This window comes from Bacillus sp. NP247, from assembly GCF_018966865.1.
Lineage (GTDB): Bacteria > Bacillota > Bacilli > Bacillales > Bacillaceae_G > Bacillus_A.
Window position 1 is genome coordinate 3958349 of the sequence record NZ_CP076653.1, and the last position, 23294, is coordinate 3981642.

The window sequence follows — 23294 nt, forward strand, 5'->3', positions numbered from 1 at the left end:
AGCTATGTCTATGAAAATCAGTGAGAAAAAATTTAATGATCGCGTTGGCGATGGAATTCAAGATTCGTTTATGCGCGGAGCAGTATCTTCTGCACAAACGCGTTTATATACAAATCGATTAAAAGCAGCTGACGAGTTGGGAAACTGGGAAGAATGGCGTGAACTAGGTGAACAAATTCGTCAACATACGTTAGAAAATCTTGATTATTATTTAATGCAGTTAAGTGAAAATGTATCAAAAAGAGGCGGTCACGTTTACTTTGCGAAAACGAAAGAGGATGCAGCAAAGTATATTCAAGACGTTGCAAAAAAGAAACAAGCGAAGAAAGTTGTAAAATCAAAATCAATGGTAACTGAAGAAATTAGTATGAATCATGCCCTTGAAGAGATTGGTTGTGAAGTGTTAGAGAGTGACTTAGGAGAGTATATCTTGCAAGTAGATAACGATCCACCATCACATATTATTGCGCCTGCACTTCATAAAAACAGAACGCAAATTCGTGATGTATTTAAAGAAAAACTTGGATATGAAAATTCTGATGATCCATACGAAATGACAAAGTTTGTTCGTAAACAACTTCGTGAGAAATTTATGGATGCAGAAATTGGTGTGACAGGTTGTAACTTCGCTGTTGCAAATACTGGCTCTCTTTGTTTAGTGACGAACGAAGGTAATGCCGATCTTGTTATGTCGATTCCGAAAACACAAATTGCAGTAATGGGTATGGAACGTATGGTTCCGACAATGGAAGAATTAGATGTTTTAGTTGGTTTACTATGTCGTAGTGCGGTAGGTCAAAAATTAACAAGTTATGTAACAGTAGCAGGACCAATTCAAGAGGAAGAGGTAGATGGACCAGAAGAGTTTCATTTAGTCGTTGTTGATAATGGTCGCTCTCAAATTCTTGGATCGGAATTCCGTTCAGTATTGCAATGTATTCGTTGCGCTGCTTGTGTTAACGTATGTCCTGTATATCGTCACGTTGGTGGACATTCGTATGGATCTATTTATTCAGGACCAATTGGTGCAGTGTTAACACCACTTTTAGGTGGGTATGACGATTACAAAGAGCTTCCGTATGCATCTAGTTTATGCGGAGCATGTACAGAAGCTTGTCCAGTAAAAATTCCATTGCATGATTTATTATTAAAGCATCGCCAAGTTATCGTTGAGCAAGAAGGACGTGCCCCACTTGCAGAAAAATTAGCAATGAAAATGTTTAGTATGGGTGCTTCTTCAGCAGCTTTATATAAAATGGGATCAAAAATGGCACCGGCAGCAATGAGTCCATTTACATCTGGTAACCGTGTATCAAAAGGTGTTGGCCCACTTAAAAACTGGACGGATATTCGTGAATTCCCGGCTCCAAGTAAAGAACGATTCCGTGATTGGTATAAAGATCATAAGAAAGGCGGGGACAAATAATGACAGGATTAATTCAAAACCGTGAGTCCTTTCTAGATAATATCGCAAAAGAACTTGGGCGCGCGCGTAAAACAGAAGGCGTAGAACGTCCAGTATGGAAAAGTAATGTGAATGTAGAAACGTTAAAAGATTATTCACAAGAAGAATTGTTAGAAGTATTTAAAAATCAATGTGCAAACATTCATACAACTGTTGTGGAAACGACAAACGACCGTTTACGCGAAGATATTCAAAAAGTAATCGTTGAAAATGGCGGGGGACCTATTATATTATCAGCAGATGAACGTTTTGATTCCTATGGATTGACTTCTTTATTTAAAGAAGAGCTTCCAAAGCAAGATGTTGAAGTAAATGTATGGGATCCTGAGAAAAAAGAAGAGAATATGCGTATAGCGGAAAAAGCAAATATCGGAATTGCATTTAGTGATTATACATTAGCTGAATCTGGTACGATTGTTGTACAAAGTCATAAAGGGCAAGGTCGTTCTTTACACTTTTTACCGACTGTGTATTTTGCTATTATTCCACGTGAAACACTTGTACCTCGTATTACCCAAGCAGTTCAACACATGAACTCTCGAGTAGAAAAAGGTGAAGCAGTGGCATCTTGTATTAACTTTATAACAGGACCAAGTAACTCTGCAGATATTGAAATGAATCTTGTTGTCGGAGTACACGGACCATTAAAAGCAGTATATTTCATCGTATAAAATAGGGGAAAGCAGGCCGGAAAACGGCCTGCTTTTTTAATAGAATAAAGATAATATGAAGTAGAAGTTCTCTCCTTTTTTTGCTATGTTCTTTTGGAAAGGAGAGGAAGGGATGTTCACTTATTTATATGTATTGTTAGTGGGTATGGTGTTTGGCTCTTTTTATATGGTAATCGCAATGAGGGTTCCTGTAGGCGAGTCTATTATTACACCGCGTTCGCATTGTCATTATTGTAAGTATGTACTAAAGCCAAAAGAACTAATTCCATTCATTTCATTTTGTATACAAAAAGGACGTTGTACAAGTTGTAAAAGAAAAATCTCAAGTTTGTACATAATATTTGAATTTGTTACAGGGAATTTATTTTTTCTTACTGTATATGTAATTGGAATAGAACGAGAGCTCATCATCATTTTATCACTCTTTTCTTTACTTCTTATTATTTCAGTTACAGATTTAGTATACATGCTAATACCTAATCGTATTTTAATTTGGTTTGGGATTTTGCTTATTTTAGAATGTATTTTTGTACCGTTAGTTACTTGGATAGATAGTATAGCTGGCAGTGGAACTATATTTATTTTGTTATATTTCATGCAAAAGATTTATCCAGATGGTCTTGGCGGAGGTGATGTGAAATTACTTTCATTACTCGGATTTATAATAGGAGTGAAAGGTATTTTTATAACTTTATTTTTAGCATCTTGCTTTAGTCTTTGTTTTTTCGGAATAGCTATAGCGTTAAAACGTATAAAAATAAAAACTCCAATTCCGTTTGGCCCTTTTATTAGCCTTGGGGCAATATGTTATGTGTTGGTCACATATGCAAAATAGAGAGGAGATAGAAAGTGAATGTATATATGGATGATCAAAGAAGTTGTCCATTCGGATATGTTTTGGCAACTACAGTAGAATCTGCGTTACAATTTGTTCGGAGTAATAAGGTAAACACCCTTTCTCTTGACTATAACATGGGATGGAGGCAAAAGAGCGGATTAGATTTTGTAGAAGCCTTTTGTACGGAAGGTTTATATGTTAATGAGATTTATCTTCATACAAATGATGTCATCGGTATGCACCAGATGAAGCAGAGAATTGAGGAAGGGAAAGAAAAAGGAGAGATCCATCCTCATATTGTCATTAAATATGTAGGGAGCTAAAAACTCCAAAGTGAAACTTTGGAGTTTTTAATGTTTCATATGAGCTTGTAAAGGAATGATTTCCTCTGTTTGAGCGGCTACTAATTCAGTCTCTTCCTGTTTAACATCAGGTGCTTTCTTTGTTAAGTAATGATATACCATGCCAACAAATACAGATCCGCCAATAATGTTACCGATTGTAACTGGAATTAAGTTGTGAATAGCGCCCGCGAAAGTAATTGTATCAGGATGTGGTGATAATAAAGATAAGGCAAACAATGATAAGTTTGCGATACTATGCTCATAACCAGATAAAAAGAAAGTGAAAACGAGCATCATCATCATTAGTATTTTGGCTGTGTCACCTTTCACTTGAGAAGGTAAGAAGCAAGCAAGACATACGAGCCAGTTACATAAAATCGCTTTAAAGAATAATTGCATTGTAGGTGTATTCATCTTTCCTTCAACAACTTTATTCATTAAATGACCGTGATCAATTGCTTCGAAAATGCCAGTTGCGTAAAATAGTAAGGCAAAGAATAAAGCGCCAGCTAAGTTACCCGCATAACAAGCAACCCAGTTGCGAAGTGTATCAGAAATGGTTGTTTCTTTTCTTAAAGTTGCCACTGTGAAATACATTGTATTTCCAGTAAATAATTCAGCACCGCCATATATAATAAGTACGAGAGCAATTCCGAAAAACATAGAAGCAGCTAAATAAGTTGCTGGTGAATCTGCAATATGAAAAAAGTTACCTAATTTAAAACATAGTACAATAATAAAACCGATATAAATGCCAGCAAGTGCAGCGCGAATGAAATATTGCATTGGACTTGTATCTAGCATTTGCTTTTTGCTCTTAGCCAGTTTTACAACATAATCTAATCCTTGTTCTAGCATGAGTAATACGCTCCTTTAGTACATCGTCTATAAATACTCCTTATATGAATAAAGTACATGGATTTGTTCATAGTTTCAATAAGTTTGTGCAATATTTCACAAAAAGGACATACATCTAGAGAGGAAGCGCTTACAAAAGGTAGTATAATGGAATTTTTTTAAAAATAGAGAGGGGATTGGAACGAGGGGAAAAAGAAAAAGCGCTGTAATTACAGCGCTTTTTCGTCTAAATTCTTTTCTACTTTTACTTCTACTTCTTTCGAGAAGAACCAACCGCAAACTGCGATTCCAACTAATACAATCCAGAATGTAAGTTTCCACGGAGTAGATTCTGGGAATGAATGCGGAAGTACATTTAAAGCAGGGTGTGCTAGCGTATAAACTGTTAATTTCACACCAACCCAACCTACAATTAAAAATGCTGCAGTTTCAAGTCCTGGTTTACGTTTTAATATTTGTACGAAAGCAGTTGCTGCAAATCGCATTATAACTAATCCGATAAGTCCACCTGTAAAGATAACGATAAATTGACCTGTATCAAGACTACCAACCGTACCTAATCCTGTTTTCGGTAAAGTCACTGCTAATGCAACAGCAGCTAAAATTGAATCAACAGCGAAGGCGATATCAGCAACTTCGACTTTAAATACAGTCCACCAAAAGTTCTCTTGTTTTTTCTTTGCTTCTTTTTCTTCTGTTTCTTCATGTGTATTCTTTTTAACATACGTTTTAAATAAGTGATTCCCCGCGATAAACATAAGATAAATCGCACCAATTGCTTGCACTTGCCATACATCGACTAGGAACGAAATCATAAATAGTGATCCGAAGCGGAAAACGAACGCTCCTGCTAATCCATAAAATAGTGCTTTCTTTCGTTTTTCTTCTGGTAAATGTTTTACCATAATTGCGAGAACGAGAGCGTTATCAGCCGCTAAAATCCCCTCTAGTGCAATTAGGATGAGTAATACCCAACCATACTCCAATAATAATGATACATCCATGTACATTCTCCTCTCATTTCTATAAAGACTAAACAAGTGAAGAAGTTTCCCATTGTTTAGTTTCCCCATACTCCTGCGTATCAACGGTGGAAGGAATTTGAAAACAAAAAAGACCTCTGCCGTTGATAGGCAAAGGTCTTGCTAGACATATGTAATGAAAATGCCAACAAAGCCGGAAGAACTAAGTTCTACGTAATGACGACTTTGTTTCCAAGAAATAGTTCTTGGACGCTACTCCCCTTTGGAGATATGCTATTATATTCTCATTATATGGATAATTTATACGGTTGTCAACCTGTTAAAATATCTTCGTTTGGATATTTTATTTTTCTTTGTTTTTTACGTGCAAATGAAAAAGCTAATGTTAAAGGCCCCATCTTTCCAAAAAACATCATAAAGATAATAATTGTTTTGCCGATGATTGTTAAGTGTGGCGTCAAATTCATGCTAAGGCCGACAGTTCCAAATGCTGAAAATACTTCAAAAGCACTCATTAATAAAGGAACTTTCTCAGTGATGCTTAAAATTAAAATGGAAAGAAAAATAAACGAAATTGAAATAATAGTAATTGTTAATGATTTGACAATGAGCGTATCTTTAATGGATTTTTTAAACACTACTATATCATCTTGTTCTTGCAAAAATTTAAATACGCCTAAAAACATAATTAAAAAAGTTGTTAACTTAATCCCACCACCAGTTGAAGCACTGCCAGCACCAATAAACATAAGAAGCATCATTAATAAAAGTGAAGGTTTTGATAATGCAGAGATATCAACAGTATTAAACCCGGCAGTACGTGTTGAAACCGCTTGAAAATAAGCAGCCATCCCTTCTTCAAATGGTGTAAAACCTCTCATGGAAATTGAATTATGAAACTCGAATATGAAAATGAAAACTGTAGCAATAATATTGACGATAAGAGTAGAAGAGAGCATAAGCTTTGAGTGCAAAGTAAGGTTTTTAAAGTTTTTCTTTCTTTTTATATCCACGATAACTGTAAAACCAATCCCACCTAAAATAATGAGGGAAGAAATAACGAGATTGACGAGAATGCTATGGGAGTGCGACATTAAGTTATCGCTCCACACAGAAAACCCAGCATTGTTAAAGGCTGAGATAGAATGAAAAAAGCTGTAATATATCCCTTTGGCAATCCCGTATTTTGGTACCCATTCAAAGGAGAGAAATAAAGTAGCGATACATTCTACAGTAAAAGAAAATAAAAATAATGCTTTTGCAAGACGAATGATTCCGCCGACATTTGTTTGGTTTAATGCTTGTTGTAATAAAATCCGGTTTTGAAGGCCGATTTTTCTACCGAGCATAATTGCGATTAAAACAGCAAAGCTCATAATGCCAAGCCCGCCAACTTGTATAAGTGTTAAAATGACACATTGGCCAAATAAGGTAAATACTTTACCAGTGTCCACAACACCAAGCCCTGTAACCGTACAAGCAGAAACCGTTGTAAATAAGGCATCGAGCCATGAAATAGACGTTGTTGTAGCAATTGGCAGTTTTAATAAGCATGTACCGATAATTGATAATGAAATAAAAGATAAAGTAAGAACACGGGGAGGACTCATGCTAATGTTAATCCGTTTCATATCACGTATCGTTCCTTTCAATTTACTCTTACTAGTATGTGAAAAAGCACGATTATGTATGATGAAAATAGAAAGAGGCAGAGAATATCTGCCTCTAAGCCATATGTTATAGTATTATCCGCGTAATTGTTGTTGCGCTAAAGCAACAAGGCGTTTCGTTACTTCCCCGCCAACTGAACCGTTAGAACGAGATGCTGTATTAGATCCTAAGCTTACACCGAATTCTTGTGCAATTTCATATTTAAATTGTTCAAGCGCTTGTTCTGCACCTGGAACTAGTAATTTGTTTGTTTTCACCATGCTGATACACATCCTTAAAGAGTAATCCAGTTTAGCTAAGTGCTATCTGGTAACGTTATTTTATGTGGAAACGACGTACTCATACACGGAAGTAATCGGTGTGATTAGAAGTTATTGGATAGAAAAAAGAGTAGCAAATTTGCTACTCTTTTTTCAGTATTGTCGCTGTACCTTCCACGACAATATCATCAGATTGATTATAGATGTTTGTTTGCAATGTAATGATTTTCTTATCATCCCGTTTTTTAATGACTTCTGCCACTACACGAAGTGTATCGCCGATTTTGACAGGAGCGCGGAATGAAACGTTTTGAGATAAATAAATCGTATTTTTGCCCGGGAGTTTCGTTCCAAGGATGGTAGAAATAAAACTGGAAACGAGCATGCCATGAGCAATACGTTCTTTAAACATTGTCGTTTTTGCAAAAGAGTCTAAAATATGAATAGGATTTACATCTCCAGTCAATTTTGCAAAATTGATAACGTCCTCATCCGTAATTGTTCTTGTTAGAGATGCTTGATCACCGACTTGAATCTCATCGTAACGAAGCTCCGGAACAGTTTGTGCTTCTTGAAATGGATTCATTTTGTCCTCCTTCTTTTCCATATCGAAAAATGTAAGCCATCTTGATGTAGTAGGAGGAAGAAAGAGTTTTGTTTGTGCTGCAGTTAGTTGCCACATTTTTCTTACTTGATGGAAGTAAATAGATTTTTTGAGTTTGCCTCGAACTGCTTTGCGAGTTCTAGTTGTTTGGACTTGAACTCTCCCAAAAAAACTTCTAACTGTTTTTGAACCTCTTCACGTTGCGACTGTTGTTGTTCGATAAAGTGTTTTGTTGTTTCTTCAAATTGGCCGCTAGTTTGAGTAAGAATAGACAAAGATGTTTTCGTAGGCGAAACAGTAAGTTGGTGCATTTGATTAGAAAGCTCATTCCACTTTTCTTGCCACTCGTTAATTTGATCATTTAAGGAGTTTCCAGTTAATTGCTTCACATAGTCTGTATATTGGTTATTGAACTGAGCAGTGAATTGGTGTAGTTCTTTTTCTAGTTCATCTACTCCTGATGTTAATTTATGCAAAGCGTCTTGTTGTTGTTTTAACGTTTCTAAAGTAAGTTGCTCTAATTGTTTCCCAGCTGAAGAGAAGAGGGAAAGAGATTGAGACCAGTTTTTCCAAAATGCATCGACTAATTCGTATGGCTTAGTTTCCATTGTTTGACCTCCAAATGTTTTTTTGCATATTGTGAACGCAGATTACTCTGCTGTACCACCAGGTGAAGATGAAGAATCCTTTTCATCCTTTTCTGGAGAAGTAGAAAATGGAAAGAATGCATTGGTGTATAACGTGAAAAACGTCCGCAACATATTTTGATAATGTTCAAAAGAAGTCGCACATGTTGTTAAATATTGCTCTCCATATTCTGTTAAAGAATAAATTCGTTTCGCGGGCCCGCCTTCGCTTGTATCCCAAGTAGAAGAAATAAGATTTTCTTTTTCTAATTTGCGTAGTGTCCTATACACATTACCTTGGTCAACAGAAGAAAAGCCGATGTCCATTAGCATTTGAATAAGTTTGTAACCATGAAGACTCCAGTCTTTTAGACAGAGAAGTAAGAAAGGAACTAAGAAGTTTTTTGGCATGGAGTTTGGTTGTTTCGCTTGGTTTTTTTCCAAACTTTCTGGGTGTTCTGGTTCATTATGTAGCATGATTGTGCATCACCTCATGAATCAGTTAGATGGAATTTTTTGCTTATAAGTGCAATTTACACCTATCTGTTTTTAATGTCAATATATTTGTTAGAAAATAAAGAAAAATAAAATATATACTTGAAGTTTTATTCGGAATATTAGAAAATAGTGAATAGGTTGAATTGTTTCAAAAACAAAAAAGGGAGTGTAGGCGAAGTGATTGATCAAAAATTCGATCCATTGCAAGCATGGAAAAATGCTTATGAACAAACCGAAACATTTTGGGGAAAAGCGCTCAATGAAACAATTAAAACAGAAGAATATTCTGCTTGGATGGGCAGCGTTCTAGATTTGAATTTGTTTTATCAAAAAGCATTAAATGATACGACAAAAAATTATTTAGAGCAGGTGAATGTGCCGACGAGAGAGGATATCGCTAGAGTAGCTACGCTTGTTATTAATTTAGAAAATAAAGTTGATAACATCGAGGAAATTCTAGAAGAGAAAGTGGATTCATTAGGACAAGCTCCTACATTAAAGCGTGATGTTACGAAAGTAAAACAAGATATGCGCACGTTAGAAACGAAAGTTGATCAAATTTTAGAATTGCTAGAAAAGCAAAATGCAGTACTTGCTAAACTACAAGTACCTGTAAAAGAAGAAGTAAAGCCTGTAAATAAGCCAGAAAATAAAAAATGATAATCGCGTTTGTTTATAACGTGTAAAAGAGAGAGGGAGAATCTCTTTTCATGTATAAACAACGAAACATAATTAATATAAATATATGGACTCAATTAGTATGAGTACCAAAATGATTCATAACAATCGTTCACAAATTCATTTAAGGGGGAAAAGAAATGGTTCAATTAAATGGCAAAGTAGCAATCGTAACAGGTGGGGCAAAAGGAATTGGAAAAGCAATTACAGTAGCATTAGCAGAAGAGGGAGCAAAAGTAGTTATTAACTATAACAGCAGTAAAGAAGCAGCTGAAAACTTAGTAAATGAATTAGGAAAAGAAGGACATGATGTTTATGCAGTTCAAGCGGATGTTTCTAAAGTAGAAGATGCAAACAGACTTGTAGAAGAAGCTGTGAATCATTTTGGTAAAGTTGACATTCTTGTTAATAATGCTGGTATTACAAGAGATCGTACATTCAAAAAGTTAAATCGTGAAGATTGGGAGCGCGTAATTGACGTGAACCTAAGCAGTGTATTTAATACAACAAGCGCGGTACTTCCATACATATCGGAAGCAGAAGAAGGAAGAATCATTAGTATTTCTTCTATTATTGGCCAAGCTGGTGGATTTGGACAAACAAATTACTCAGCAGCAAAAGCAGGTATGTTAGGATTTACAAAATCATTAGCGTTAGAACTTGCAAGAACAAATGTAACTGTAAACGCAATTTGCCCAGGATTTATTGATACTGAAATGGTAGCAGAAGTACCAGAAGAAGTGCGTCAAAAAATCGTTGCGAAAATCCCGAAAAAACGTTTTGGTCAAGCTGATGAAATTGCAAAAGGTGTAGTATATCTATGCCGTGACGGTGCGTATATCACAGGTCAGCAATTAAACATTAATGGCGGATTATACATGTAATGAAGTAAGAAAAAAGTGCATATCCATAGCAGGGATGCACTTCTTTTTTTAGAAAGAAATTGACCGAAAAGGAGATAGAAAAAATGACCACATTCGTAACGGAATGGGAAAAGCAATTGGAGTTGTACCCAGAAGAATATCGTAAAGCATATCGCCGTGTGAAAAGAGCGAGCGAAATTTTATTACGCGAACCAGAACCACAAGTGGGTTTAACACCGAAAGAGGTTATTTGGACGAAGAATAAAACGAAGCTTTATCGTTACATTCCAAAACAAGAAAAAACACAGAGAGTTCCAATCTTATTAATATATGCTCTTATTAATAAACCGTATATTATGGATTTAACTCCGGGAAATAGTTTAGTGGAATATTTAGTAGATCGTGGTTTTGATGTGTATATGCTTGATTGGGGCACATTTGGTTTAGAAGATAGTCATTTGAAGTTTGATGATTTCGTGTTCGATTATATTGCAAAAGCAGTGAAAAAAGTAATGAGAACTGCAAAATCGGACGAGATTTCTTTACTTGGTTATTGCATGGGTGGAACGTTAACATCTATTTATGCAGCGCTTCATCCAGACATGCCAATTCGTAACTTGATTTTTATGACAAGTCCTTTTGATTTCTCTGAAACAGGATTATACGGTCCTTTATTAGATGAGAAATATTTCAATTTAGATAAAGCGGTTGATACATTCGGAAATATTCCGCCAGAAATGATTGATTTCGGAAATAAGATGTTAAAACCAATTACAAACTTTGTCGGTCCATATGTTGCTTTAGTCGATCGTTCGGAAAATGAGCGCTTCGTCGAAAGTTGGAAATTAGTTCAAAAGTGGGTAGGCGATGGTATTCCGTTCCCAGGTGAATCTTATAGACAATGGATTCGTGATTTCTATCAAAATAATAAATTAGTGAAGGGTGAACTCGTTATTCGCGGACAAAAGGTAGACCTTGCAAATATTAAGGCGAATGTCTTAAATATTTCTGCGAAACGTGATCACATTGCTCTGCCATGTCAAGTAGAAGCTTTACTGGATCATATTTCTAGCACAGATAAACAGTATGTATGTTTGCCGACAGGACATATGTCTATCGTGTATGGTGGAACGGCTGTAAAGCAAACATATCCGACGGTTGGGAATTGGCTTGAAGAGCGTTCTAATTAAAGAGAAGAAATCCAACTAGCGTATGTTAGTTGGATTTTTTTATGGGAAATGACGAAACATAGGAAGGAGAAAAATACATTGTAGGAGTATAATTATGAAGCTTATGACTGGTAAGTTGTTTTGGAATGCTGGAGTTTCTGTACCTTGTTATCCAACGTTAGAAAATGATATGATATGTGATGTGCTAGTAATTGGAAGTGGAGAAGCAGGTGCTCATATAGCGTATTCGTTAGCTAAAATTGGAATGCGTGTTATGCTCATTGAAAAAAGAGCAATTGCATGTGGTAGCACAGCTGCAAATACAGGATTATTACAATTTGTTCATGATAAATCGTTGACCTCTCTTATTCATACATTTGGTGAAGAGAAAGGGGTACGAGCATATAGACTTTGTTATGAAGCGCTGCAAACAATGGAGAAGGTTGTGCCAACTCTCGATATTGATCCCCATTTTATTCCGCGAAATAGTTTGTATTATGCAAGTAGAGATGAGGATATTTCATTTTTACAGGAAGAATATAATACGTTACGCCATTATGGATTTCCGGTTGAATATTTTACAGAGTCTGATATTAAGAAACGTTATTCATTTGCAAAACAAGCAGCGTTATATACAAGCGGTGATGCAGAAGTGAATCCGTATTTATTAGCGCATAGTCTTTTGCATAAAGCGAAACAAATGGGCGCTATTATATATGAACATACAGAGGCATTACATATTAAACAAATCCAAAATGATTTAATTTGTTACACGAATACAGGAAATAAAATCGTAGCAAAAAATATTATTATGGCGACAGGTTATGAAGCAATTTTTGGAAAGAAAGAAAAAAATACAACAGTAGAAACGTCTTATGCCGTTGTGACAAATAAGATAGATCATTTTGAAGGCTGGCATGAGCAATCATTAATTTGGGAAACAGCACGTCCGTATTTGTATTATCGAACGTATCGAAACCGCATTATTGTAGGCGGATTAGATGAGGCGCTGAAAATTCAAAAAATCGGTGATACGAAATTATTGCATAAGCGTGATCTCCTTATTAACATTGTAAAAGAAATGTTCCCGCAGTATAAAAATATACAGGCAGAGTACTATTGGGCAGCAGCATTTGGTGGCAGTCATGACGGTCTTCCTATTTTAAAAGAAGATAAAAAAATACATAATTTATATTACGCACTGCCGTATGGGGGAAATGGAACTGTATACGGAATGGTATTTGCGAAACTATTTCAGCAGTTATTTACAAATGAAGAAAGTGATGATTTTTCTTTATTTAATCGATAGAAAAAAGGTAGCGAAGTGATGGAATGAGAGATATAAAAAGGTTTTTACAAAAGTTACGTCCCGTGCAACTTATCGTTGTATTTTATTTACTAGCGGTAGTTGTATCGGTAATTTTACTTAGTTTACCATTTGTTACGAAGCCTGGCGTGAATTGGACATTTATAGATGCGCTGTTTACATCTGTTAGTGCTGTAAGCGTTACAGGACTGTCTGTTGTTACTATTTCAGATACGTTTACAACAGCAGGAATTATTGTTTTAGCCCTGATTTTACAATTAGGTGGATTAGGAATTATGGCACTTGGTACATTCGTTTGGATTATAACGGGTAAAAAGATTGGTTTGCAGCGAAGAAGGTTAATTATGGCAGACCATAACCAAGGAAATTTATCGGGCCTTGTAGAATTGATGCGTTCTATTTTAATTGTAATTATTTCGATAGAACTCATTGGAGCAATACTGTTAGGTACAAGGTTTTTACTATATTTCCCGACTTGGCAAGAAGCTTATTTTCACGGTTTTTTTGCCGCTGTTAGTGCAACGACGAACGGAGGATTTGATTTAACAGGACAATCGCTAATTCCGTACAAAAAAGATTATATCGTTCAAATGATTCATATGTTACTTATTATTTTAGGAGCGATTGGCTTCCCTGTGTTAATGGAAGTGAAGCAATTTCTTAGTAAGAGGAGAGAGCAACTTTTTCGTTTTTCGTTATTTACAAAATTGACGACAACGACATTTTTTGCACTCGTTGTTGTTGGAACCATCATGATTTTTTTACTAGAACGAAATCATTTTTTAGTAGGAAAGTCATGGCATGAAACGGTTTTCTATACATTATTCCAATCTGTGACGACGCGAAGCGGTGGACTCGCTACAATGGATATACTTGAATTGTCACAACCTACGCTTTTATTTATGAGTATATTAATGTTTATAGGAGCATCTCCAAGTTCGGTTGGGGGCGGGATACGTACGACAACATTTGCGGTTAGTATATTATCGTTATATACATTTGCAAGGGGCGGTAGAACGGTTCGAGTCTTTAAACGACAGCTACATGAAGAGGATGTACTGAAAGCATCTGTCGTTATGACGATGGGGATATTATTATGTGCCACGGCGCTATTTATTTTATCCATTACGGAAAATGTACCGCTTATGAGCTTGATCGTTGAAGTTTGTTCTGCTTTCGGGACGACAGGTTTATCGACAGGTATTACGCCAGATTTAACAACTGTTGGTAAACTTGTACTTATTGTACTTATGTTTATCGGGCGCGTCGGTATTTTAACATTTATATTAGCTAGTGGTGGAAGAGAACAACCACCTCGCTATAAATATCCGAAAGAAAGAATTATTATTGGATAGTATGAAACCATTCTACCTGCGTTAGGTAGAATGGTTTTTTTTAATCGTTAATTCCGAATTGGGGATGCATAAAAGCATCATTTTTATTATCAACTTCATTTTTAAGTAATTCTTGATTTTCTTCTGCAATCCACCCGATATCATTTGTAGGATGGATCCATTCATCCCCAGCCATAATGGCAGGGTCTACCTCATCACTCCAATTGTTTAATGGGCTGTTCGCGGAATCGTATTTACTGTCTCCAATTACAACATCATATTGATTTACAAAAGGTTGTTGCATCTTTTTTCCTGTTCCTTTAAAAGAAGGGAAGTTCATTTGATGAGGGAGCGTCTCGTCTAAAATTGGCGATTGGATTGTTTCTTTCTCCTTCAAAGTAATCGCTCCTTTTTGTAATGGTTTGTTCGTATGTAGTATTTCCATCTATAAGATCTTATGTACTTGTTAACACTTGCCAGTAATAGTTATTTCAAATTGCTCCAAACTAGAGTAGAAAGTAATTTCTTGAGAGCAGGTGAACGTATTGGTAAAAAGAAAAGTGAAACAAAATGCGGCAATTAACAATAATAAGACTCCGAAAGAAAGCTTACCAGATGCAGAATTTGCATTAGAGTATGAAGGAGAAAACAGTGCAAAGTACGCAAATCGTAATTCAAAAAAAGGTAAACAAAAATGAGGCGTTTTTTACAAACGCCTCATTTTTTTGTGGGATTATAAAGGTTTTTTTAATTATTTGTAAATTTCATGTTTGATATTAGCAGAAAAATGCGAAAAAACATAGAAGTAGCAACGTATTGCACAAAAACAACCAACAAACAAAAGATTAATGTTGGTTTAATACTGCTTTTACACTAGTTGTTTATATTTGAGTTGTACATAAGATTTGTAAAAGGAGAGAGAAACAGTGAAAAAAACAATCTTTAAAGCTGTAGCAACTGGAATGGTATTTTCGTTATTAATGGGGTGTGGTGCAAAGAAAGAAGAAAGTGCTGGAGCAAAAGTGAAAGATGATAAATTATCTGGATCATTAACTGTTTACACAGCGATTGAAGAAGAGCTTGTACCGATTTATCTTGATTCTTTTAAAAAGAAGTATCCAGATGTGAAGTTGAACATTGTTCGTGATTCAACAGGAGTTATTACAGCGAAATTGCTAGCTGAAGGAAAAAATACACAAGCAGATGTTGTATGGGGAACAGCGGCTTCTAGTCTATTAGCTTTAGAGAAAAAAGACATGTTAAAAGGATATTCTCCACAAGGAGCAGATCGTGTACTTCCACAATTTAAAGATGATAAGAAGCCAGAAAAATGGGTAGGTAATACTGCATTTATGACTGGAATTGCTGTGAATAAAGAAGAATTAAAGAAGAAAAATTTACCGATGCCAGAATCATATGAAGATTTAACGAAACCAGAATATAAAGGAACGCTAGTTATGCCGCATCCAGCTTCTTCTGGAACAGGATTTTTAACGGTTTCTGCATGGCTACAAATTATGGGAGAAGATAAGGGCTGGGATTACATGAAAAAACTTCATGATAATATGGCAACTTATACTCATTCAGGTTCAAAACCAGCAAAATTAGCAGGTGCAGGTGAATATCCGGTTGGTGTATCAATGGTTTATAGTGCTTTGAAAGAGAAACAAAAAGGTGCACCAGTTGAAGTAGTTTTACCGAAAGAAGGATTAGGATGGGAAGTAGAAGCGAACGCACTAATTAAGAAAGATAATGCAAAAAATGATAAATTAGCGCAAGCATTTTTAGACTGGGCAATTACAGATGATGTAATGAAGTTATACTTCGAGAAAAATGGATTTGCGACAATTAAAAACGATTATAAACTTCCAGAGGGATTCCCTAAAGATGTAACAGAAAAATTATACAAAAAGAACGATTTCAAATGGGCAGCAGAAAATCGCGATAAAATTTTAGAACGTTGGGAAAAAGAGTTTGGCCAAAAAGCAGAACCGAAAAAGTAAGTAAGTGGGAGAGAGAAAAATGAGCGAATATTTATCAATTCAACACATTCAAAAGCAGTTTGATGCGTTTACAGCGCTAAAAGATGTATCTTTTACAGTGAAAAAAAATGAGTTTGTTTGTTTATTAGGCCCAAGTGGTTGTGGGAAAACGACGCTGCTCAGAATTTTAGCGGGGCTAGAAGAGGCAACAACAGGTAGTATAGCTGTGAATGGAAAAGATATTACAGCATTGCCGCCTGGAAAGAGGAACTTCGGAATGGTCTTTCAATCGTATGCATTATTTCCGAATTTAACAGCACTTGAAAACATTGAATACGGCTTAAAGACAAAAAAACATGGAAAAGCAGAAGTAAAAGAGAAAGCGCTATTGGCGTTAGAACTTGTTGATTTGCTGAATGTAAAAGATAAATATCCTGCTCAAATGTCTGGTGGACAACAGCAGCGAGTAGCACTTGCACGTGCGCTCGCTCTGTCTCCCGATATTTTGTTACTTGATGAGCCGTTATCTGCTTTAGATGCAAAAGTGCGTGAAAAGTTGCGCAGAGAAATGCGTGATTTGCAAGAAAAAGTGGGAGTCACAACTATTATGGTAACGCATGATCAAGAAGAGGCATTAACGATGGCTGATAAAATTGTTGTAATGAATCATGCGGAAATTATGCAGATTGGAACACCAGAGGAGATTTATCAAAGACCAGCCAATCCGTTTGTGGCAGATTTTATTGGTTCTATTAATTTCTTTTCGAAAAATAACGAAGAACATGCAATTCGTCCTGAACATGTAACAGTTGTACAAAATAATGGTATTAAAACAGTTGTAGAAAGCATGGAATTTCGCGGGTCTGTATACCGGACGGAAGTGCGGGTCATAGAAGAGAAAACACACCTTTATAACGAGAAAATTGTAGTGGATATATTGGCATCAGAAGTAGAGGAAACTGCTATTAGAAAAGGAAAGCCAATTCAAATCTCTTTCTCAGAAAATCATATGTTGTCATATGGAAAGAAGGTCATTGTATAGATGGAGATGTTAGAAAACTTTAAGGTAGAAAGCACAAAAAAAAAGATTAAGAGACGTATCGGTAAAGAAGAGTGGATACAAAGACTATTAATTATTGGTATGCTTCTTTCATTTGTTATCATGCTTGTATTGCCTTTATTACAACTGTTTACACAAGCCTTTTATGATAAAGATGGAGCTTTTGTTGGTGTTGCGAATTTCAGTAAATATTTCACAACACCAACGCTAGTTCAATCATTACAAAATACGATATGGATTTCGGGCGCTACAACACTTATTTCAGTTACACTCGCTTTCGCTTACGCATATGCAATCGCTCGTACAAATATTTTTGGAAAGCGCGTATTTCAATACGTAGCATTATTACCATTATTTGCACCGACGATGATGCATGGTATTGCGCTTACATATTTATTCGGTAATCAAGGGTTAATAACGAAAGGGATGTTTGGTTTATTTGAAGGAATACATATACCGTTATATGGACCAGTAGGAATTGTAATGGCTGAAGTTATGTATACATTTCCGCAAGCATTCCTTATTTTATTAATTGCTTTTCAAGGTTCTGATTATCGTTTATATGAAGCTTCTAATATGTTAGGTGCAAGTAAAGTGAAACAGTTTCTTACGGTTACTTTACCTAGCGTGAAATATGGATTAATTAGCGCGATGTTCGTTGTATTTACACTTAGTTTTACTGATTTTGGGGCACCGAAAATTGTTGGAGGACAATATAACGTACTTGCTACTGACGTATATAAGCAAGTAATTGGACAGCAAAATATGTCCATGGGCGCAACTGTCGGAATGATTTTATTAATCCCAGCTATTTTCGCATTTGCAGTTGATCGTATTACGCAAAGAAAACAGGGGAATCTCTTATCTTCAAAAGCAGTACCTTACAGAATAATAAATAATAAGAAAAGAGATGTTATTTCGTTCGCATATTGTAGCGTAATAACGCTTATGATCATTCTTTTATTCGTTGCAGTTGGTATTGCTGCAAGTGTAAAAGTATGGCCGTATAATATGAGTTTTACATTTGAGCATTTTAATTTTTCAAGTTTAACGGGAGATGGACTTGAAGCGTTTAAAAATAGTGTAATTGTCTCAGCGGTTACAGCGGTTATTGGGGCAATTTTAACATTTGTGTTCGCGTATGCAATTGAAAAAATAGAACAGCTACAGTTTTTCAGAAAAGTAGGCTACTTTTTCTCTATTGTACCGTTAGCGATTCCTGGATTAGTACTTGGATTAGGATATGTCTTTTTCTTCAGTCAACCAACAATTCAAATTCTAGGACTTTCAGTAACAAATCCGTTTCATTCCTTATATGGCACAATTGCTGTTTTAGTATTAGTAAATATCATTCATTTTTACTCTGTAACGTTTGTTACCGCAACGACTGCTTTAAAGAAACTGGACCGAGAGTTTGAACTTGTTTCACAGTCGATGAGCGTACCGTTTTATAAAACTTTCTTTCGAGTAACAGTACCGATGTGTTTACCAGCTATTTTAGAAATGGTTATGTACTATTTCGTAAATTCAATGGTAACTGTATCGGCAGTAGTGTTCTTATATGCGGCTGATTTTAAACTAGCTGCTGTATCAATTGTAAATATGGATGATGCAGGAAATGTAGCACCAGCAGCTGCAATGAGTGTACTTATTGTTGTTACAAATGTTGTAGTGAGAGTTGTATATGAATGGGGAACGAAAGCACTTCGTAATCGAACGTCACAATGGCAAAAAAGATAAGTAAGAAGGGTGATGGATAGAATGAAAATTGAAGCAGTTATTTTTGATTGGGCAGGTACGACAGTTGATTACGGTTGTTTTGCACCACTGGAAGTATTTATGGAAATCTTCCATAAGCGCGGTGTTGAAATTACAGCAGAAGAAGCACGTAAGCCAATGGGATTATTAAAAATAGATCATGTAAGGGCACTAACAGAAATGCCTCGTATTGCGAATGAGTGGGAGCATGTCTTCGGACAATTACCAACAGAAGCAGACATTCATGAGATGTATGAAGAATTTGAAGAAATTCTCTTTGCTATTTTGCCAAGCTATGCCACGCCAATTGATGGGGTGAAAGAAGTGGTTGCTTCATTACGTGAAAGAGGCATTAAAATTGGCTCAACAACTGGTTATACGAGAGAAATGATGGACATTGTAGCAAAAGAAGCAGAAATACAAGGGTATAAACCTGATTTTCTTGTGACGCCAAATGATGTTCCAGCAGGTCGTCCATATCCGTGGATGTGTTATAAAAATGCGATGGAATTAGGTGTATATCCATTGAATCATCTGATAAAAGTTGGAGACACCGTGTCAGATATGAAAGAGGGCAGAAATGCTGGAATGTGGACAGTTGGTGTAATCCTCGGTAGTAGTGAGCTCGGTTTAACGGAAGAGGAAGTTGAGAATATGGATCCGTTAGAGCTTCGTGAAAAAATAGAAGTAGTTCGTAATCGTTTCATTGAAAATGGGGCTCATTTTACAATTGAAACGATGCAGGAGCTCGAAAACGTAATTGAACATATCGAGAAACAAGAACTTATTATTTCATAAAGGGGGCATAGGGTCATGAATGAAAATCACTATTTATTATTAACGCCAGGACCATTAACAACAACAAAAACTGTAAAAGAAGTTATGTTATACGATTGGTGTACGTGGGATGTTGAATATAACACGATGGTGCAAGAGGTAAGAAGTAGGCTTGTATCGTTAGCGACAAAGGAAGAAGAAAAGTACACAACAGTTTTAATGCAGGGAAGCGGTACGTTTTCGGTTGAAGCAGTAATTGGTTCTGTTATTCCTAGAAACGGAAAGTTGCTAGTTTGTACAAATGGTGCGTACGGTAAGCGGATTGTACAAATGGCAGAGATGTTACATATAGATGTGGTGGTCAGTCAAACAGAAGAGTGGGAGCCTACTAATATTGCAGAAGTAGAAAAGTTATTGCAACAAGATAAAGAGATTACGCATATTGTCGTCGTTCATTGTGAAACAACGACAGGTATTATTAATCCAATTGTAGACGTATGTAAATTAGGAAAACAATACGGAAAAGTTACACTGGTTGACGCAATGAGTAGTTTCGGTGGTATTGAAATAGATATCGCTGAGTTGCAAATTGACTTTCTAATTAGTAGTGCGAATAAATGTATTCAAGGTGTTCCCGGATTCGGTTTTGTCATCGCAAATCGTGATGAACTATTGAAATGTAAAGGGCAAGCTCGTTCTTTATCATTAGATTTATATGATCAGTGGGAAACGATGGAAGAGAAAAATGGGAAATGGCGCTTTACTTCACCAACCCATATTGTACACGCTTTTTATCAAGCGCTCCTGGAACTAGAAAAAGAGGGCGGAGTAAGAGCACGTTACAATCGATATTATAACAATCAAAAACTATTAGTGAATAGAATGAGCGAAATCGGATTTAAGCCACTAGTAGATAAAAAATATCAATCTCCTATTATTACATCTTTCATTTACCCAGGTGAAGGATTTGAGTTTCAGCAGTTGTATAATGAATTAAAGCGATATGGATTTGTTATTTATCCAGGTAAAATTTCGAAAGTAGATACGTTCCGCATTGGAAATATCGGTGATGTACATGAAGAAGATATTATTCGCTTAGTTGATAGTATTGCTAAAGGGGTTGTTATAGGGTGAAAGTATTTTGCTTAGGTGGAGCAGGTAAGATTTGTCGTGAAGCAATTTTAGATTTAGTTCAATTTTCATCTTTTGAGACGATTACGGTAGCCGATTTTAATGAAGTGGAAGGCCGAAAAGTAGTAGAGTGGTTAAATGATCCTCGTGTTGATTTTGTAAAAGTCGATGTGACAAATCATGAGGATACGGTCGAAAAAATGAAAGGCTATGACATTGTAATGGATGGTACGACGATAAAGTTAAATGGATTGTCTACTCGCTGTATCGCAGATGCCGGCTGTCATGGTGTGAACTTAAATGGATTTGGTGAAGAAAATGAATCCCACTCTAAATTTGTTCAACATGGAACAACATGTTTACCTGGATTTGGTATGACACCAGGTGTAACACAAATGATGGCCATGTATGCAGCAAATCAGTTAGATACTGTAGAGTCAGTTCGAGTAAGTCATGGCTCGTATCGTCCGATTGCTTTTTCTGCATCAATTACAGAGACAACCACATATGAATATGATCCACATTTGCCGACGCGTACAGTGTATGAGGAAGGTGAATTTAAGCAAGTACCGCCGTTTGCGCGCCCGAGAGAAATTGAATTACCAGCACCTTACGGAAAAACAATGCAGTATATAATCCCGCATTCAGAAACGATTACGTTAGCGAAGGCACTGGAAGATAAAGGTGTACAGCTTATTGAAACAAGAGGAACTTGGCCAGAGCAAAATATGCAGCTCGTTCGTGCTTTATATGATTATGGTATATTGCGTAATGATCAAATTGAAATAAACGGTAAAGAAATTGGTATTATGGATTGTATTTCGAAGTATCTATTAAAATCGAAAGAAGGGCAAGCAACAGAGCTTTATGGTTATGCACTTCATGTAGAAGTAGTAGGTATGAAAAATAATCAAAAACAGCGACATGTATTATACCATACACATCCGCTATCTGACGGTTCTGTAGTAGGTTGGGAGAAATTAAGAGCCTATACAAGAAATGTTGGTATCCCATTTGGAATCGCTACAGAGTTAATTGCAAAAGGAGTAGTTAATAAATTCGGTGTTATTACTCCTGAAGAAGCTTTCGAAAATCCACAAATTATTTTTGACGAACTAGAAAAGCGCGGTATTTATATTCATGAAGAGATTTTCATTGAAAAAGAAAATTATAACTTTGTATAAGTAAGGCAGTTTATGAGGTAGATATAAATGGGGTGAGGCTATGTCTGTAGTAGGTGAAGAAAGAAAGAGGACAATTCTTGAAAAGGTAGAGTTTAAAGGGAAAGTAAAAGTTTCAGAATTAGCGAGAGAGTTCGCAGTATCAACAGAGACGATTCGTCGGTATTTAGAAGAATTAGATCGTGAAAAAAAATTGAAAAAAGTGTACGGTGGAGCCGTTCAACTTCCGGGAGCTGGGATAGAGGCACCGATGTTAGAACGAGAGATGCTGCATATAGAAGAGAAAAAAAGAATTGGGTATAAAGCAGCAACGTTTGTGGAAGATGGAGATGTTATTGCGATTGATGATGGAAGTACACCACTTCAAATGGTGCCATATCTTGTTCATCGTAAAAATTTAACGATTGTAACAAGTTCATTTCCAGTAGCAACACAATTAATTTCTTCTATTAATAAAAAGATGTTTCACGGTGAAGTTTTATTTATAGGCGGGAAAGTATCTCCAAAACATTCACGTGTGTCGGGGTCTATTTCACAGCAAGTAATTCATCAATTTCATTTTCATAAAGCATTCGTTTCGATTGATGGGTTGTTGCCAGGTTTTGGGGTTTCTAGCTTTGAATTAGAAAAGGCGAAACTGTCAGAAGCGATGATGAAATTAGCTGAGAAAACATATATTTTATGTGATCATACAAAGGTAGGCGTAAAAGGGAATTACCGAATAGCAGGATTTTCTCGTATTCAACATGTTATTTGTGATAAGAAAATGCCCTATAGTTTTGAAGAAGAAGTCAAAAAGCATAATATTCAATGGACAGTTTGCTAACAATCAGTGAGAAATTCCATCTCTCTTTAATTATTAGTAATGTTTAACGTGAATTTTGAGATGCTCATGAATAATGAGTAATAAAGGTTTGTATTCGTGCAAAAAAAGTGGACACATTTTCTAGCTTCCTTCATATAATTTACCAATAGAAAAAAAGTTGGCTGAAGGAAAGAGGGGACGGGAATGTCGGAACGAATATATAATAAGCTTGTAGTTTACACGAATATTTTGCAGAAAATCGGTGTTATTAATGAGAAAGAAAAAAGTGAGATTCTTCATACGATAGGTAAAAAAGCCCTTTGAATAAAGGGTTTTTTAATTGCTTATTAAAAGAAAATAAAAGCATTTGTAATATTACTATTGACAATGATAATGATATTCATTATCATT

General features: G+C 35.9%; 25 protein-coding genes and 1 riboswitch. Of the genes, 17 read left to right on the forward strand and 8 right to left on the reverse strand.

What is annotated here, in order from left to right; genetic code table 11:
• Positions 1–4 precede the first annotated feature (4 nt).
• The 4 genes from KPL75_RS20610 (at position 5) to KPL75_RS20625 (ending at position 3297) form a co-directional block, all read left to right on the forward strand.
• Positions 5–1426, forward strand: a complete 1422-nt coding sequence (locus tag KPL75_RS20610; protein ID WP_000061921.1) for a LutB/LldF family L-lactate oxidation iron-sulfur protein — start codon at positions 5–7, stop codon at positions 1424–1426.
• A complete protein-coding gene (locus KPL75_RS20615; RefSeq protein WP_219917560.1) occupies positions 1426–2136 on the forward strand; it encodes a LutC/YkgG family protein in 711 nt (236 codons plus the stop codon). The genes KPL75_RS20610 and KPL75_RS20615 overlap by 1 nt, the downstream gene beginning before the upstream one ends.
• A gap of 112 nt (positions 2137–2248) precedes the next feature.
• Positions 2249–2971: a prepilin peptidase gene (locus KPL75_RS20620; protein WP_219917561.1), complete on the forward strand. Its 723-nt coding sequence runs from the start codon at positions 2249–2251 to the stop codon at positions 2969–2971.
• A 14-nt stretch (positions 2972–2985) separates the two neighbouring features.
• A complete protein-coding gene (locus tag KPL75_RS20625) occupies positions 2986–3297 on the forward strand; it encodes a cyclic-phosphate processing receiver domain-containing protein (RefSeq protein ID WP_219917562.1) in 312 nt (103 codons plus the stop codon).
• 27 nt (positions 3298–3324) lie between these two features.
• Here the strand turns inward: KPL75_RS20625 and KPL75_RS20630 are convergent, their stop codons facing one another.
• The 7 genes from KPL75_RS20630 to phaQ all read right to left on the reverse strand — a co-directional run bounded on the left by KPL75_RS20630 (position 3325) and on the right by phaQ (position 8797).
• Entirely contained in the window at positions 3325–4176 is an 852-nt protein-coding gene (locus tag KPL75_RS20630; protein ID WP_219917563.1) for a formate/nitrite transporter family protein, read from the reverse strand.
• 209 nt (positions 4177–4385) lie between these two features.
• Complete coding sequence (locus KPL75_RS20635; protein ID WP_085309901.1) at positions 4386–5180, reverse strand: TerC family protein; 795 nt, start codon at positions 5178–5180, stop codon at positions 4386–4388.
• Between the two features lie 79 nt (positions 5181–5259).
• A riboswitch (yybP-ykoY riboswitch) is annotated at positions 5260–5432 on the reverse strand.
• 38 nt (positions 5433–5470) lie between these two features.
• Positions 5471–6790 (reverse strand): TrkH family potassium uptake protein, encoded by a 1320-nt coding sequence (locus KPL75_RS20640; protein WP_002149655.1) that lies wholly within the window; start codon positions 6788–6790, stop codon positions 5471–5473.
• Between the two features lie 114 nt (positions 6791–6904).
• Positions 6905–7090, reverse strand: coding sequence for an alpha/beta-type small acid-soluble spore protein (locus KPL75_RS20645; protein ID WP_000241212.1), 186 nt, complete (start codon positions 7088–7090; stop codon positions 6905–6907).
• 142 nt (positions 7091–7232) lie between these two features.
• Complete coding sequence (locus KPL75_RS20650; RefSeq protein ID WP_219917564.1) at positions 7233–7676, reverse strand: MaoC family dehydratase; 444 nt, start codon at positions 7674–7676, stop codon at positions 7233–7235.
• 101 nt (positions 7677–7777) lie between these two features.
• On the reverse strand, positions 7778–8302 hold the full coding sequence (phaP, locus tag KPL75_RS20655) for a polyhydroxyalkanoic acid inclusion protein PhaP (protein ID WP_002149654.1): 525 nt from the start codon (positions 8300–8302) through the stop codon (positions 7778–7780).
• Positions 8303–8344: 42 nt separating this feature from the next.
• Entirely contained in the window at positions 8345–8797 is a 453-nt protein-coding gene (phaQ, locus tag KPL75_RS20660) for a poly-beta-hydroxybutyrate-responsive repressor (protein ID WP_000903018.1), read from the reverse strand.
• A gap of 198 nt (positions 8798–8995) precedes the next feature.
• Between phaQ and phaR the strand changes: the two genes are divergently transcribed.
• The 5 genes from phaR (at position 8996) to KPL75_RS20685 (ending at position 14210) form a co-directional block, all read left to right on the forward strand.
• Positions 8996–9478, forward strand: coding sequence for a polyhydroxyalkanoic acid synthase subunit PhaR (phaR, locus tag KPL75_RS20665; RefSeq protein WP_000566956.1), 483 nt, complete (start codon positions 8996–8998; stop codon positions 9476–9478).
• A 158-nt stretch (positions 9479–9636) separates the two neighbouring features.
• Positions 9637–10380: an acetoacetyl-CoA reductase gene (locus KPL75_RS20670; protein WP_000250406.1), complete on the forward strand. Its 744-nt coding sequence runs from the start codon at positions 9637–9639 to the stop codon at positions 10378–10380.
• An 83-nt stretch (positions 10381–10463) separates the two neighbouring features.
• Complete coding sequence (gene phaC / locus KPL75_RS20675; protein ID WP_002170962.1) at positions 10464–11549, forward strand: class III poly(R)-hydroxyalkanoic acid synthase subunit PhaC; 1086 nt, start codon at positions 10464–10466, stop codon at positions 11547–11549.
• A 94-nt stretch (positions 11550–11643) separates the two neighbouring features.
• Positions 11644–12837: an NAD(P)/FAD-dependent oxidoreductase gene (locus KPL75_RS20680; protein WP_219917565.1), complete on the forward strand. Its 1194-nt coding sequence runs from the start codon at positions 11644–11646 to the stop codon at positions 12835–12837.
• Positions 12838–12860: 23 nt separating this feature from the next.
• Positions 12861–14210 carry a TrkH family potassium uptake protein gene (locus tag KPL75_RS20685; RefSeq protein ID WP_219917566.1) on the forward strand — a complete coding sequence of 450 codons (1350 nt, stop codon included), beginning with the start codon at positions 12861–12863 and terminating at the stop codon, positions 14208–14210.
• Between the two features lie 40 nt (positions 14211–14250).
• Here KPL75_RS20685 and KPL75_RS20690 read toward each other — a convergent pair whose 3' ends face one another.
• A complete protein-coding gene (locus KPL75_RS20690) occupies positions 14251–14634 on the reverse strand; it encodes a DUF3905 domain-containing protein (protein WP_219917567.1) in 384 nt (127 codons plus the stop codon).
• Positions 14635–14734: 100 nt separating this feature from the next.
• Between KPL75_RS20690 and KPL75_RS20695 the strand changes: the two genes are divergently transcribed.
• The 8 genes from KPL75_RS20695 to KPL75_RS20730 all read left to right on the forward strand — a co-directional run bounded on the left by KPL75_RS20695 (position 14735) and on the right by KPL75_RS20730 (position 22904).
• Positions 14735–14887: a hypothetical protein gene (locus KPL75_RS20695; protein WP_000240799.1), complete on the forward strand. Its 153-nt coding sequence runs from the start codon at positions 14735–14737 to the stop codon at positions 14885–14887.
• Positions 14888–15115: 228 nt separating this feature from the next.
• Positions 15116–16192, forward strand: a complete 1077-nt coding sequence (locus KPL75_RS20700) for a putative 2-aminoethylphosphonate ABC transporter substrate-binding protein (RefSeq protein ID WP_219917568.1) — start codon at positions 15116–15118, stop codon at positions 16190–16192.
• A 19-nt stretch (positions 16193–16211) separates the two neighbouring features.
• Positions 16212–17213, forward strand: coding sequence for a putative 2-aminoethylphosphonate ABC transporter ATP-binding protein (locus KPL75_RS20705; protein WP_219917569.1), 1002 nt, complete (start codon positions 16212–16214; stop codon positions 17211–17213).
• Positions 17214–18971: a putative 2-aminoethylphosphonate ABC transporter permease subunit gene (locus KPL75_RS20710; protein ID WP_219917570.1), complete on the forward strand. Its 1758-nt coding sequence runs from the start codon at positions 17214–17216 to the stop codon at positions 18969–18971.
• 21 nt (positions 18972–18992) lie between these two features.
• Positions 18993–19787 carry a phosphonoacetaldehyde hydrolase gene (phnX, locus tag KPL75_RS20715; protein ID WP_219917571.1) on the forward strand — a complete coding sequence of 265 codons (795 nt, stop codon included), beginning with the start codon at positions 18993–18995 and terminating at the stop codon, positions 19785–19787.
• 15 nt (positions 19788–19802) lie between these two features.
• Positions 19803–20900, forward strand: coding sequence for a 2-aminoethylphosphonate--pyruvate transaminase (gene phnW / locus KPL75_RS20720; RefSeq protein WP_219917572.1), 1098 nt, complete (start codon positions 19803–19805; stop codon positions 20898–20900).
• Positions 20897–22081 carry a saccharopine dehydrogenase family protein gene (locus KPL75_RS20725; protein ID WP_219917573.1) on the forward strand — a complete coding sequence of 395 codons (1185 nt, stop codon included), beginning with the start codon at positions 20897–20899 and terminating at the stop codon, positions 22079–22081. Before phnW ends, KPL75_RS20725 begins: the two co-directional genes overlap by 4 nt.
• A 40-nt stretch (positions 22082–22121) precedes the next feature.
• A complete protein-coding gene (locus KPL75_RS20730) occupies positions 22122–22904 on the forward strand; it encodes a DeoR/GlpR family DNA-binding transcription regulator (protein ID WP_219917574.1) in 783 nt (260 codons plus the stop codon).
• The last annotated feature ends 390 nt before the right edge of the window (positions 22905–23294 follow it).

Coding starts and splice junctions, on each gene's coding strand:
- phaC (WP_002170962.1), top strand. CDS start 10,464: ATGACCACATTCGTAACGGAATGGGAAAAGCAATTGGAGTTGTACCCA.
- KPL75_RS20730 (WP_219917574.1), top strand. CDS start 22,122: ATGTCTGTAGTAGGTGAAGAAAGAAAGAGGACAATTCTTGAAAAGGTA.
- KPL75_RS20705 (WP_219917569.1), top strand. CDS start 16,212: ATGAGCGAATATTTATCAATTCAACACATTCAAAAGCAGTTTGATGCG.
- KPL75_RS20710 (WP_219917570.1), top strand. CDS start 17,214: ATGGAGATGTTAGAAAACTTTAAGGTAGAAAGCACAAAAAAAAAGATT.
- phaP (WP_002149654.1), bottom strand. CDS start 8,302: ATGGAAACTAAGCCATACGAATTAGTCGATGCATTTTGGAAAAACTGG.
- KPL75_RS20640 (WP_002149655.1), bottom strand. CDS start 6,790: ATGAAACGGATTAACATTAGCATGAGTCCTCCCCGTGTTCTTACTTTA.
- phnW (WP_219917572.1), top strand. CDS start 19,803: ATGAATGAAAATCACTATTTATTATTAACGCCAGGACCATTAACAACA.
- KPL75_RS20610 (WP_000061921.1), top strand. CDS start 5: ATGTCTATGAAAATCAGTGAGAAAAAATTTAATGATCGCGTTGGCGAT.
- KPL75_RS20615 (WP_219917560.1), top strand. CDS start 1,426: ATGACAGGATTAATTCAAAACCGTGAGTCCTTTCTAGATAATATCGCA.
- phaQ (WP_000903018.1), bottom strand. CDS start 8,797: ATGCTACATAATGAACCAGAACACCCAGAAAGTTTGGAAAAAAACCAA.
- KPL75_RS20635 (WP_085309901.1), bottom strand. CDS start 5,180: ATGGATGTATCATTATTATTGGAGTATGGTTGGGTATTACTCATCCTA.
- KPL75_RS20680 (WP_219917565.1), top strand. CDS start 11,644: ATGAAGCTTATGACTGGTAAGTTGTTTTGGAATGCTGGAGTTTCTGTA.
- KPL75_RS20690 (WP_219917567.1), bottom strand. CDS start 14,634: ATGGAAATACTACATACGAACAAACCATTACAAAAAGGAGCGATTACT.
- KPL75_RS20630 (WP_219917563.1), bottom strand. CDS start 4,176: ATGCTAGAACAAGGATTAGATTATGTTGTAAAACTGGCTAAGAGCAAA.
- KPL75_RS20685 (WP_219917566.1), top strand. CDS start 12,861: ATGAGAGATATAAAAAGGTTTTTACAAAAGTTACGTCCCGTGCAACTT.
- KPL75_RS20620 (WP_219917561.1), top strand. CDS start 2,249: ATGTTCACTTATTTATATGTATTGTTAGTGGGTATGGTGTTTGGCTCT.
- KPL75_RS20670 (WP_000250406.1), top strand. CDS start 9,637: ATGGTTCAATTAAATGGCAAAGTAGCAATCGTAACAGGTGGGGCAAAA.
- KPL75_RS20650 (WP_219917564.1), bottom strand. CDS start 7,676: ATGAATCCATTTCAAGAAGCACAAACTGTTCCGGAGCTTCGTTACGAT.
- phnX (WP_219917571.1), top strand. CDS start 18,993: ATGAAAATTGAAGCAGTTATTTTTGATTGGGCAGGTACGACAGTTGAT.
- KPL75_RS20645 (WP_000241212.1), bottom strand. CDS start 7,090: ATGGTGAAAACAAACAAATTACTAGTTCCAGGTGCAGAACAAGCGCTT.